This is a genomic window from Psychrobacter sp. UBA6291 (assembly GCF_002439405.1).
Classification (GTDB): Bacteria; Pseudomonadota; Gammaproteobacteria; order Pseudomonadales; family Moraxellaceae; genus Psychrobacter; species Psychrobacter faecalis.
The window spans coordinates 17,941-30,223 of record NZ_DJUD01000034.1 but is presented as its reverse complement, the minus strand read 5'-3'; the positions used below and the strand labels follow the sequence as shown (position 1 = coordinate 30,223).

The following is a 12,283-nucleotide window of genomic DNA, read 5'->3' as shown; positions in this document are numbered from 1 at the left end:
CTCGTAGTATTAGTTATAATCCTTCGTTTTAATATTTATCGTTCAGTAGCTATTTGCAAGCGTTATCGGCCAATTAGGCCAAAAATAAATTAAATATCAGGGTTATGACTATGTCAGACGTTCAAAAAGGTACAGTTAAGTGGTTCAACGAAGCTAAAGGCTTTGGTTTCATCGCTCCAGAAAACGGCGCAGACGTTTTTGCTCATTACAGCGAAATCACTGGTTCAGGTTTCAAAACTTTGGCTGAAGGCCAAGAAGTTGAGTTCACTGTAACTCAAGGCCAAAAAGGCCCACAAGCACATAACATCGTTGCTATCTAATTTGTCTTTATAGACAATTAGAGCTAGATGAATAAAAAAACGAGCCTTAGGGTTCGTTTTTTTTCACCTATTATTTATGTTTATTGCTTTTGATAAATAAATAGTAAAGTGTTGAATAAAGTCTTAGGACAACAATGCCGACGATTATAGTGATAATCGTCGGCATTTTTAGTTTTATTGGTGCGTAAATAGCTTTTTTACAGTGAAGCGATGCCAATATTGATCAAGCCGCCACCAACGATTAACCAAGTAAACATAATCGCCCCAAGTATCAATGGTTTGACGCCAGCTTGTTTAATGGCACTCATATGGGTGGTCAAACCAAGGGCAAACATTGCCATCGTCAATAAGACATCATCAAGCATGACCATGTTCTGCTCAAAGCTTGCCGTCATCGGTATCCACGTATGCAATACCACCACCAAAATAAAGATAAAGGCAAACCAAGGGACTTTCACTTGTTGCACACGATTTATGAAAGACGGCTTTTCGCCATTATCACTACTGGTTTTGGTTAAGGCAAACGATAAAATCAATAAGAAAGGCGCGAGCATCATCACTCGTATCATTTTTGTGACGACCGCGGTATTGCCAACCTCGGTGCTGACGGCGTTACCAGCGACCACTACTTGTGCCACTTCATGAATGGTTGAACCGGTATATATGCCGTATTGCTGAGCGTTTAGCCAAGGTTGTAGCCAGCCAAGTTGATATAAAAATGGATAGAGCAGCATGGCAATCGTGCCAAAGACCACCACGGTGGCAACGGCAATGGTGACTTTATGCGCTTCGGCTTTGACCACGGGTTCTGCGGCAATTACCGCTGCAGCGCCACAAATACTTGCCCCTGAGCCGATCAATAAGGTCGTTTGCTTATCGACTTTAAGCCACTTTGTACCGAGCCAATAGGTAAGTAAAAACGTTGAGGTTAATACCAATGCATCAGTCATTACGGCGGGCATACCAACGCTTGCGACTTGGGTTAAAGTCAGTTTAAAACCATAAAATATAATGGCTAGGCGCAGTATTTGACCTTTAGCAAAACCAACACCCGCACTTAATTGATCAGAAAAATTTGGATAAATCGTATTGCCAAGTACCATGCCAAGTAAAATTGCTAGCGTCAACGATGACAGACCAACAATTTGTCCATTTGACCATGTGTCTAAGCTGATATTCAACCACAAACAAAACAAGCTCCCAATCAGCACGACGATAAGTCCCATCGCATGACGGTTATGCGGGAAGTAATTATGCATGGTTTGTGCTACTGCGTTCATATCGTACGCATCCTATTTTTTATCATCTATAATCGAAATAAGCATAAGCTTATGAATAGACAGTATAAGATAAACCGATTTATAATAAAAACAGATTAATAAGATATAAACTATCGATTTTTTAGGTTGGTAAGTTGTTGTAGGCTAGGTCATGTCCTAATTAGTTAAAGATAAAAGGCCGATGAAAGAGGTGATCCAATCATGAAAAAAGTTATGCAGCTGCTACCGAGGATTACCCTTAAGCAGCTATCGGTGTTTGTCAGTATTTATCAAACTGGCAGTACCAGCCGTGCCAGTGAAGAGCTGCATTTATCGCAGTCAGCGGTCAGCAGTGCACTCACTGAGCTGGAGGCGCGGTTACAAATGCCGCTATTTGAGCGCGTCGGTCGCAGGCTTAATCAGCATCCAAACGCCCATCCTATTTATATTCAGGCGCAAGCTATTTTGGGACAAGCTTTAACCCTTGAGCATTATCATAAGCATCAAGCAGGGCAGATTCATATTGGTGCTAGTACCACGATTGGTAATTATGTATTGCCGCCGCTGCTTGCTAAATTGTACGAAGCGCTACCCGATGCCCATATCGATATGTATATTGCTAATACCCAAGAAGTAGTCGGCGAAGTTGAGCAATTAAATATCGATATTGCGCTTGTAGAAGGTATGCCGCGCCCGACAGATATGAAAGTCATTGAGCAGCACGCTTGGCGCACCGATACCTTGATGGTATTTGCTAAATCTCATAGTAAATGGCTGACAGACATGACCTATAATGAGAAAGAAAAATGCTATGAGCTCAGCACGGAACAATTGGCAAGGCTGCCATTATTGGTACGAGAGGCGGGTTCGGGGACGCGGCAAATCATCGATGAGCAGTTATTGCAGCATCTGCCACATGCCGAGATTGTCATGGCGATTCAGCAGTCAGAAGCGATTAAGCATATGGTCAGCGCCGATATCGGTCTTGGCTGTTTATCGCAGTATGTCATTCAAGCAGAATTGGATAAAGGAGAGCTGGTGCAGGTGAAAGTTACCGGTATTGATCTATCGCGCACGTGGTGGCTAGTTTGGCATAAAGCGCGTCATCAAAGCCCCATTTGGCAGAGTTTTATTGATATTTTGACAGAAGATTGATTTTAGTAGTAAACATAGAGGTATTGGATAGAGTATCTACTATTTTGATGGATAATAAAAAAGCGCACTGCCATACAGTGCGCTTTTGTTAATGAGATTTTTTAATAATTTTAAATAACTTCGGAACGATGTTTAGTCTGTTCTTAGGCTTATTTATTAACGGGTTTATCGAGTCGCACCACTAAGCTGTCGCATGGGACGTTTGGCAAGATATTATCTGCCGTCGCGCCACTTAGCCAAGCCGAGATACCGTGGCGCTCATGCCGACCGATGACCAATAAATCAACGTCATGCTTATGGCAATAATTGACGATACCCTCACTGTTAGAGATGGCGGTTGTTACTTCAGAGTTGACCGCGTGCAAGTCGTTACGCTCCAAAAATTGCGCTAATTTGGCGCGTGCTTCTTGGCAGCGTTCATCATCGATTTCATCGTATAAGCTTGAGGCAGGCACCAGCTCATAGCCAAAGCCGACCATGGTATCTTTGACGATATGTAATACCGATAATTTGGCGTTCGGACGATTCTCGACGATACGTTTGGCCTTTTGGGCGACCACATCAGCGTCGGACATCAAGTCGGTGACCAATAAAATATGTTCGTAACTCATGAGCTGCTCCTTTTGACAGATGATTTCAACTATAGCACTACTACTGACTGCTGTTAAGTAGGCTTTGTTAAATCCACACTATCTTTATGATTTATTGTTGAAGCGTTATTATTTTTCTCCTAGCGCTATCTTGACTTATCAAGCCCTAAGCCCCATCTAGTTTCGTTAGGCAAATCCTTTTTAGCTGATAATTGCCATTCTATTTAAAGATTACCTATATTTTTATAACACTGCTATTTTTATAACTTTTACAACGCTATTAATTTTAGACCAATCAATTTTATAAATATAAACCTTTCCATTTTTGATTGTTTATCCTGAGCTGCTTTATCAGTTAACGGCCACATGAGCGCTTGACGAAGAAGCTATCAGGTTACTCTATAAGGACAACTATGACTGACACGCCATTTACCGCTGATTTAACCCTACATCCAGCGTTTGAGCTGCTTGAGCACCGTCATATCGATGCACTGTCGATGGACGTATTGATAAGCCAGCACGTCAAGACAGGCGCCATGCATTACCATTTGGCGCATCCAAGCGATGAAAATGCCTTTTTGGTCGGCTTTCGTACTCAGCCGATGGACTCAAAAGGTGAGGCGCATATTTTAGAGCACGTGGCTTTGTGTGGCTCTGAAAAGTTCCCTGTCCGCGACCCGTTCTTTTCGATGATTAAACGTTCATTAAACACCTTTATGAATGCCATGACCGCCGCCGATTGGACGGCGTATCCGTACGCGACCCAAAATAAAAACGACTACTTTAATTTGCTGGCCGTTTATCTTGATGCGTCGTTTTTCCCCAATATTCATCCGCTGGATTTTGCCCAAGAAGGCATCCGCGTTGAGTTAGACGAAAACGATAAACCGCAGTTTAAAGGTATCGTGTTCAATGAGATGAAAGGCGCAATGAGCGGCGAGATTGACCAGCTTTATCATACGGTCGCCCATCATTTGTTCCCAACGACGACCTATCATTATAATTCGGGCGGCGATCCTGCTGATATTCCTGATTTGACCCATCATGAGCTGGTTGAATTTCATCAGAGCCATTATCATCCGTCAAACAGCGTGATCATGAGCTTTGGTAATATTCCGGTTGCCCAAACGCAAGCAAAAATTCATGACGATGCCTTGATTCAGTTTGAAGCGGGTAAAAAACACGTTTCGCGTCCAGAAAAACGTCTGTCTGCACCGATTAGCGCGGTTGATACTTATACTGCTGATGAAGCTGGTCCAGACCAAACGCATCATGTGGTGGCGTGGCTATTGCCATCGATTACCGATCCCAAGCAGCGTTTGGCACTGCGTCTATTAGAAGGCGTGTTGGTTGAGCATGCTGGTTCGCCCCTGCGTGCGTATTTGGACAGCCATCCACTCGGTAAAGCGCCGAGTCCGCTATTGGGTCTCGATGACAGTCATTATGAAATGGTATTCTATACCGGTCTACGCGGTTCAAACCCTGAGCATGCCGAAGCGGTAGAGCAGGGCATTCTTGATTTACTTAAAGAGGTGGCGAGCAATCCGATTGATGATGAAACCATCGAAACCATTTTGCACCAAATCGAGATTGATCAGCGCCATATCGGCGGTGATAGCATGCCGTATGGTTTAAACCTTATGTTAGAGGGCTTTAGCACGGCGATTCATGATGGCAACCCTATCGATGTGTGGGAAGTTGATGAGCACTTGCAATGGCTGCGTGAGCAAGTCAAAGACGAACAGTGGTTACCGAATTTAATAAAGACCCATTTGCTCGATAATCAGCATCGTGTCCGTGTCACGTTGACGCCTGATAGCGAAAAAACTGCCCGTTTGGCAGCCGCTGAGCAAACCCGTCTTGATACCATTGCGATGGATTTGACCGCTGATGATAAAGCTATCTTAAAACAGCAAGCGCTTGATTTGGCAGCGCGCCAAGCTGCGCCTGATGATTTAAGCTTATTGCCAAAAGTTGGTCTAGAAGACGTGCCAACCGATATCAGCTTTAAACAAGGCACGCAAAAACAAGTAAATTTAAGCGGGCAAGACAGCACCTTATTTGAATATGAAGCCGGTACCAATGGCTTGTATTATTACCAAGTGATAGTGCCATTGACCGATGCGATTGGTAATCAAGACACCAGCGAGCTACCGGTTAATGAAGTCATCAATCATCCGCTATTGCCGATCTATTTAAGCTTATTGTCAGAACTGGGCACGGACTCGCTAAGCGCTCATGAAATGCAGGCCAAGCAAGCGGCGCATTCATCAGGAGTGACGGCGCGTATCAGCCAGCGTACCAATATCGATGATAGCCAAGCGATTAGCAGCTACTTCGTCGTCGCTACACGCGCGCTAAATCGTAAGCCTGAAGCCATTGATTTGCTTAAAGAAGTCATGGAGCACAGCGTCTTTAGCGAGCATAACCGTATTAAAGAGATTTTGCAGCAGCGCGCAGCTGGTTGGCAATCAAACCTTGCCGGTTCTGGGCATTCGTATGCTATGCAAACCGCCAGTCGCGGCATGAGCCGTCAAGCGCAGTTAGAATATGTGCGTAGCGGGCTGCCAGCATTGAACGCGCTAAAAGACTTCTTAACCCACGCCAGTAGTGACGATAGGCAGTGGGATAAATTGGCAAGCAGTTTGATGGATTTACATCAGCGTATAATAAGTTTGCCGAAACACGCCGTTATTATCTGTGAAGCCGAGCAAACCGAACGCTTAAGTAACTTAATCGTTGATAGCTGGAAAGACAGCCAAGCACCAAAGATTGCGGAAAAGTTAAGCAATACTGAAACGGCTATTGAAGCGAACATTCCAAGTGAGTTTGCAGATTTACAGTTAGACTCGGCGCTCAATGGTAAGAATGATGGCGCTCAACTAGAAGAGGTTACCGCTGAAGATTTGGCGTGGCTAGTTCCGACCAACGTCTATCATAATGCTAGCGCATATACCGTGCCAGCAGCCGACCATCCTGATACGGCAGCATTAATGGTGTTAGCGCCGTATCTGCGCAATGGTTACTTGCATAGTGCCATTCGTGAGCGCGGCGGTGCTTATGGCGGCGGTGCAGGTTACGATGCCAATGCTTGTGCCTTTAAGTTCTTTAGCTATCGCGATCCGCAGTGTGCTGAAACTTTTGCCCATTTTGATGCCAGTATCGAATGGCTATTAAACGAGCCGCAAACCGATGAGCAATTAGAAGAAGCTATCTTGGGTATTATCTCAGGCATGGATAAACCACGCTCTCCAGCAGGGGAGGCGGTAAAAGCCTGCTTTGCCAATCTGCATCATCGCGGCGTCGACTGGCAGCGTAAAATGCGCGCGGCGATATTATCTGTGACGGTTGCTGACTTGCAGCGCGTCGCTAAGCAATATCTGCAAGGACAAAAACACGTGCGTGCCGTATTAGCACCCTATGATAAAGAAGAAGCCGTAAAAGAGTTAGGTTTTAACGTTTGTAAAATTAAAAGCTAGTTGTTAATTTAGCGCAAAAACAGTCATCGCAAATCATTGACTGTATAAAAAAACCGCCGCTCTCAGTGTTTGTATTGAAAGCGGCGGTTTTTATTGCCAGTAAGTATTTTAAAAAGCTGTATTAATAACGCTTAATCGCTTGGTCTTTGCCAATCAAATCTTGATGAATAGGAAAGTCGTTATGGTCGTCAAACTCCTTGCGGTCGGCAAAGTAGCTTTTTAAGGTACGGCGCACGGCTTCAAAGGCAAGCTTATCCCACGGGATGTCTTCTTCAGCAAATAACGCGCAGTCCAGACTTTCAGAGCCAATACCGTAAGCGCCGTCTTTTAACTCGGTGATATAAATGCTATAGATTTGCCCGATATCGGGGATATCATATAAGCAATATAAATGCGGGTTGATAACCACTGCTTCCGCCTCTTCAAAGCTTTCACGCGCCGCGCCTTCTGCCATGGTTTCGCCATTTTCCATAAAGCCTGCGGGCAACGTCCATAAGCCATATTGCGGCTCAATCGCACGGCGGCATAATAGCACTCTATTTTTATGTACGACCAGTGAGCCACAAATCACTTTTGGATTTTCGTAGTGAATATAATTGCAGTTTGGGCATACCAAACGCGGCATATTATCGGTGGCTGGTATTTTGCGTTCTGCTTCATGGCCGCATTGTAGACAATAGCACATATCAACTGCCTTATATAAGATAAACGAAAGATGGAAAAAAGGTTATCGGTGTTGTAAGAATTATAATTCTTATGTTATGACGTTCGCTTGTCAGCTGGCATCATAGCTATGAAGCCTAAGATAACACAAATTTCCATCGCACTGGTCGTGATAATAAAAAGCACACATTTTTGCTAAACTGATGGTAGCTAGGCTTACGTTTATGAAATAAGGTTTTTTAAGCGTCATTGTCAGCGCTGCGATTGCGCATCAGTCCAGTCACATAAAGTATATGCAGCCGCTTTTAGATTACGCTAGTCTAGACTAGACTGATGTTGAATAATAAATGATCGCTTTACCTTTTACCTTGAAGGATGGATTTACCAATAACGCGGATAATGGCGACCGCGACCGATATTGTTATAAATCAGCGCCACTGCAACCAAGGCAAGCGCACCGATTAGCGTAGGGGTGACTAAAAAATGCCAGTTGACGCCGCCGAGCATGACGATTAGTGGATTAGAGCCGGCGGGTGGATGCGGTACGCGCAGCAATAGCATCAGCGCAATCGCTGTACCGACCGCCAGCGACAAGCTCCACCACTCGATACCAAACAAGGTCAAAAACGATAGCCCCGTAAAAGTGGTGATAAGATGCCCGCCAACGATGTTTCTAGGCTGGGCAAATGGACTCTCTGGATAGGCAAAAATAAGCAAACAGCTGGCACCAAATGAGCCCAAAATCATAGCGACGTTTTGCCAGCTGCCCAGTAGCGCCAGTATGGCGGTGGCGAAAGTACCGCCAACCCAAGCAAGGGCAATGATAATTAATGGCAATCTTTGCGGGCAATCATCGGTCTTGCCCTGCATTTTATTTAATGAAAAAATCTTATCCACAAATATTTCCTAAAAACATGTAATCTTAAAGTGCTTACTTGCGTAATCAGCATCTTATTTAATGGTTATTTAATGGCTATTTAATGGTTATTTATGTTTAACGGCATTGATGCTTGATACTAATAAAAACATAGGGCAATAATAATGTTACTCCCCCCGCAGTCTGTCCATTTCGATGAATTTTCCGTCGCTGTGCCAGACTTTATTCGTTATCCCACTATTAGAAAGTTGGCGGAACGCGTGCAGCATGAGACCTTAAATGCGGTCACCAATCCTGCGTTATACCACAACTCTCATACTTCTCTTAGCGAGCGCATTTTAGAGAGTCTGTATCAGACACCGATTGCTGATGCCTCGGTATTGGTTGCCATCACTCATGAGCGCCATCCCAAGCTGCTACTGACGCGCCGCGCTGCTCACATGAACAGTCATGCCGGCGAAGTCTCTTGCGTAGGCGGTAAACATGACGCCAGCGATGGTAATAATGTCATCACCGCCTTGCGTGAAGCCTGCGAAGAGACCGCGCTGCCACCCAATAAAGTCCAGCTACTTGGTCAGTTACCGATTCAAACCTCTAAAAGTGGCATGAGTGTGCGTCCCATTGTGGCGCTAATTGCGCCAGATTTACTGTTAGTGCCGGAGCTTGATGAAATCTCGCGTATCTTTTGGGCAGATTTTGAAACCTTGCTGACGCAGCCTACCGTTGAGTATGCGATAGAGTATACGATGCAAGGTCAGACCGCGACCATCCTCACGCCAAGCTGGCAAGTGGATGGCGAAACAATATGGGGTCTGACAGGACGCGTCATCGCCAGCTTGCTAGAGACGGGGTTTGATCGGCAACTTGAGTGGTATTACCGCATTCAAGATACGCGTAATTAATACGTCAGTCGCTTGCGGTGATTTATTGAATTGTTTACAGTAAAACCATTTTCTAATCAAACCAAGCGCGTCTTTTGCGGATTTATTATAGTTATTGTAGAGGCGGTTGATAATGGCTTGATATATTCTATTTACTACTAATAATATTCGACTTATGCCCTCTGGTTATGGTTATAGATTTGCATAATATTATTCGTTATTGATTTTATCTAATACTGAGTGATTATTCTTCTTAAAGTAACTGTAATTAGCACAAGTTATTTATAATAATCGTCGTTTTTCTTTAACCACCAATTCATATTATCTTGGCGTTTAGCACGGAAGGCTTCTAATTTTCCCGCCACCGTTTGATTGTGCTGGCGTGCGGTATCGAGCGCAAAAAGAATCGGCACCGAAGATAAGACGCCAAAACGGATTTTCGATTTTGGCAAATCCAGCCCATCGCCGATATCATCGCCGACCAAGGTACGAGTCACGCTGGCATTGACCATCTCAACGAAACGCCCACGGCGATTGTCCTCGCCCATCAGCTGCCGCGGTAAATCGTGCAGGGCTTTTGCCAGTGGCTGACCCATTTTAAAATCAAGCTGCTGAATTGATAAATAGGTATAAAGCCATTCCCAACAAGCGGCTTCATCTTTTGGTAAGCGCTGTAAATCAACGCCCATCCAATAGCTGGCAAGATTCCAGAGATGTAAGATACCTTCTGCTTCCTCGCTGCTGATACGGGCGCCAAGCAGCCGTAGCCCACGCATAATCAATAATGAAAACTGCAAATGGGTAGCAATCATATCGGTTTGATTGATAGGAATACCCCAATAGTCGGTGTTCCAGCTGCCATCTACATTGTGGTGTTGGTCGGCATCGGGTATGACACCTTTAGCAGCATTGCCTTTACCTTTGAGCAAGTTTTGCCGCACCGTCGTGTGAATTTGCCGCACTTTGATAGACTGCCGCCAGCCTTCTGAGCCAATCGCCAATACCTGCTCAATTGGTTGACGATTATTATAAGAACTAGAATTTAGTTGTGGGTGTTCAGAGACGGCTAGAATATAGGCATAAGTACGCATCAAGCGCGGTAGGGCGTCGTGCATTAAGGCGCCCGTTTGAATGAGCGGCAGGGAGAGGGCGGGAATACTATAGCCGGCCATTAGCGCGACATTGCGCAATAGCCAAATGAGCATCAGCGGATAACGTCGATAAGCAACTGCGCCGATTTGTGCAAGCTTGGGGTCAAACCAAGCAGGATGGCTGCTAAATTGCTCGGTTAAGGTATTAAATTCAGGGTTGCTTAGAAGGGTAGCATCGAAGCTGCTGCCATTTCTATCGCTACTATTACTATCGCCACCATTACTATCGCTTAAGATAAATTGCTGTAAAGGCTTGGTAAAACGAATACCGTCAGCGGCCAACGCATCGGCTAGTGGATCGCCAATATCGTAGCCGGCAACCATTTCCTGCAATAACTCTTGCGAGATAACAAAGTCTTTTGGCAATAAATAACGCTTAATGCGCTTTAAGACTTGTAGGTCGCTATGGTCGTCAATCGCCGTCGTGCGTCCATGGCGTTGGTAAGCGTGAATTGCCGGGTTAGGGTCAGCTTTTTGCCGAGCGCTGGCGCTATTGGCTTTGGCATTTTCTTTAGCGATATCGATGGGACCCATATGATTAGCTACTTTATATCGTCTGCTTTTATCCACTCATCTTAAGCGCATTAAGCGACTTATTTAGCGTGATAGCTATAAGTCGCTCACGCTTAATGAGTGCTTAAGAATGATGGGTTAAGTCCACCGAGGTATTGCTGACCTCTTCTTTTAAGGTGGCTTTTAGCATCAAGTAACCTGCGATACCAGATACGATTGAACCCATAATGATACCTAAGCGCTCGTCAAATAATGGTGTCGCGCCGCCAAAGGCCAGACCACCGATAAATAAACTCATGGTAAAGCCAACGCCGCAAAGTAACGCTGCGCCGTAAATTTGCTTAAAGGTCATGCCCTTTGGCATGGTAGAAATACCCAATTTGAAAATTAACCAGCACATCAGCATTATGCCCATTTGTTTACCGATAAACAATCCGGCAGCAATACCCAGCGGCACGGAGTGAAATAATTCCGCAAAGCCTGCACCCTTAAGCGAGATACCGGCATTAGCAAAGGCAAATAAAGGCAGAATGCCGTAAGACACGGTGTTTTGCAAATCGTGCTCAAGCTCTTCTAGCGGCGAGTGTTCAGGATCCGTACGGTCAAATAGTGGAATAAATAATGCCAGTACCACCCCAGCCAAGGTCGCGTGAACGCCAGACTTGAGCACGGCAATCCACATAATGACACCGATTAGTATGTATGGCGTGATGCTAGTAACATTGCGGCGATTGAGTAGATATAAGAACGGTAAACATAAAGCAGCGACAGCGAGCGCGCCGAGCGATAAGTCACTGGTATAAAATAAGGCGATGATTAAAATAGCGCCAATATCATCAAAAATAGCAATGGATACCAAAAAGACTTTGAGCGAGTTTGGCACGCGATTGCCAAGTAAGCTTAAAATACCAAGGGCGAAAGCAATGTCGGTCGCCGCCGGAATCGCCCAACCTTTCCAAAACTCAGGCTCATTATAGTTAAAAATCATGTAGACGATAGCAGGCATAATCATGCCGCCCAATGCTGCGCCAGCGGGTAAGATAATTTGTTTGACGTTAGAGAGCTCGCCGATGAGCACTTCGCGCTTGAGCTCAAGACCGACTAAAAAAAAGAATATTGCCATCAGACCATCGTTGATCCAATGATGGGCGTCTTTTGCAATCTCAAAGCCACCGATTTGAATGGCAACGGGCGCGTGAATAAAAGACTCATACCAAGTGCTAAGAGAGGTGTTGGCAATAATCATTGCCGCGATAGCTGCCAGCGCTAAGACAATGCCGCCTGACGCTTCGAGGTTGAAAAATGCTCTGATTCTTTGTATTGCCATATTATCCTCATTGACTCAATAAAACGTGCTAAATCATTCAAAAACTTCAAATTTCTAAATTGTTCTGG

Annotated in this window: 10 protein-coding genes; 4 read left to right on the top strand and 6 right to left on the bottom strand. The window is 44.9% G+C overall.

Annotated features, from left to right (window positions below; genetic code table 11):
- Positions 1–110: 110 nt before the first annotated feature.
- Entirely contained in the window at positions 111–320 is a 210-nt protein-coding gene (cspE, locus tag B3R91_RS05830) for a transcription antiterminator/RNA stability regulator CspE (RefSeq protein ID WP_068403593.1), read from the top strand.
- 197 nt (positions 321–517) lie between these two features.
- Here the strand turns inward: cspE and B3R91_RS05825 are convergent, their stop codons facing one another.
- Positions 518–1,600, bottom strand: coding sequence for a YeiH family protein (locus tag B3R91_RS05825; RefSeq protein ID WP_286796822.1), 1,083 nt, complete (start codon positions 1,598–1,600; stop codon positions 518–520).
- Positions 1,601–1,801: 201 nt separating this feature from the next.
- Here B3R91_RS05825 and B3R91_RS05820 point away from each other — a divergent pair, with 201 nt between their 5' ends.
- Positions 1,802–2,734 (top strand): LysR substrate-binding domain-containing protein, encoded by a 933-nt coding sequence (locus B3R91_RS05820; protein ID WP_193032109.1) that lies wholly within the window; start codon positions 1,802–1,804, stop codon positions 2,732–2,734.
- A 149-nt stretch (positions 2,735–2,883) separates the two neighbouring features.
- Here the strand turns inward: B3R91_RS05820 and B3R91_RS05815 are convergent, their stop codons facing one another.
- Entirely contained in the window at positions 2,884–3,345 is a 462-nt protein-coding gene (locus B3R91_RS05815) for a universal stress protein (protein WP_068403584.1), read from the bottom strand.
- 392 nt (positions 3,346–3,737) lie between these two features.
- On the opposite strand from B3R91_RS05815, the gene B3R91_RS05810 reads away from it, so the two are divergent.
- A complete protein-coding gene (locus tag B3R91_RS05810) occupies positions 3,738–6,803 on the top strand; it encodes an insulinase family protein (protein ID WP_286796821.1) in 3,066 nt (1,021 codons plus the stop codon).
- A 121-nt stretch (positions 6,804–6,924) separates the two neighbouring features.
- Here B3R91_RS05810 and B3R91_RS05805 read toward each other — a convergent pair whose 3' ends face one another.
- Positions 6,925–7,488, bottom strand: a complete 564-nt coding sequence (locus B3R91_RS05805; RefSeq protein ID WP_286796820.1) for an NUDIX hydrolase — start codon at positions 7,486–7,488, stop codon at positions 6,925–6,927.
- A gap of 359 nt (positions 7,489–7,847) precedes the next feature.
- Positions 7,848–8,363 (bottom strand): HPP family protein, encoded by a 516-nt coding sequence (locus B3R91_RS05800; RefSeq protein WP_227514902.1) that lies wholly within the window; start codon positions 8,361–8,363, stop codon positions 7,848–7,850.
- Between the two features lie 144 nt (positions 8,364–8,507).
- Here B3R91_RS05800 and B3R91_RS05795 point away from each other — a divergent pair, with 144 nt between their 5' ends.
- Positions 8,508–9,245: an NUDIX hydrolase gene (locus B3R91_RS05795; RefSeq protein WP_193032115.1), complete on the top strand. Its 738-nt coding sequence runs from the start codon at positions 8,508–8,510 to the stop codon at positions 9,243–9,245.
- A 257-nt stretch (positions 9,246–9,502) separates the two neighbouring features.
- Here the strand turns inward: B3R91_RS05795 and B3R91_RS05790 are convergent, their stop codons facing one another.
- Entirely contained in the window at positions 9,503–10,909 is a 1,407-nt protein-coding gene (locus tag B3R91_RS05790) for an oxygenase MpaB family protein (RefSeq protein ID WP_286796819.1), read from the bottom strand.
- 103 nt (positions 10,910–11,012) lie between these two features.
- Positions 11,013–12,215, bottom strand: a complete 1,203-nt coding sequence (gene nhaA, locus B3R91_RS05785; RefSeq protein ID WP_102077732.1) for a Na+/H+ antiporter NhaA — start codon at positions 12,213–12,215, stop codon at positions 11,013–11,015.
- Positions 12,216–12,283: the final 68 nt, after the last annotated feature.

Coding starts and splice junctions, on each gene's coding strand:
- cspE (WP_068403593.1), top strand. CDS start 111: ATGTCAGACGTTCAAAAAGGTACAGTTAAGTGGTTCAACGAAGCTAAA.
- B3R91_RS05825 (WP_286796822.1), bottom strand. CDS start 1,600: ATGAACGCAGTAGCACAAACCATGCATAATTACTTCCCGCATAACCGT.
- B3R91_RS05820 (WP_193032109.1), top strand. CDS start 1,802: ATGAAAAAAGTTATGCAGCTGCTACCGAGGATTACCCTTAAGCAGCTA.
- B3R91_RS05815 (WP_068403584.1), bottom strand. CDS start 3,345: ATGAGTTACGAACATATTTTATTGGTCACCGACTTGATGTCCGACGCT.
- B3R91_RS05810 (WP_286796821.1), top strand. CDS start 3,738: ATGACTGACACGCCATTTACCGCTGATTTAACCCTACATCCAGCGTTT.
- B3R91_RS05805 (WP_286796820.1), bottom strand. CDS start 7,488: ATGTGCTATTGTCTACAATGCGGCCATGAAGCAGAACGCAAAATACCA.
- B3R91_RS05795 (WP_193032115.1), top strand. CDS start 8,508: ATGTTACTCCCCCCGCAGTCTGTCCATTTCGATGAATTTTCCGTCGCT.
- B3R91_RS05790 (WP_286796819.1), bottom strand. CDS start 10,909: ATGGGTCCCATCGATATCGCTAAAGAAAATGCCAAAGCCAATAGCGCC.
- nhaA (WP_102077732.1), bottom strand. CDS start 12,215: ATGGCAATACAAAGAATCAGAGCATTTTTCAACCTCGAAGCGTCAGGC.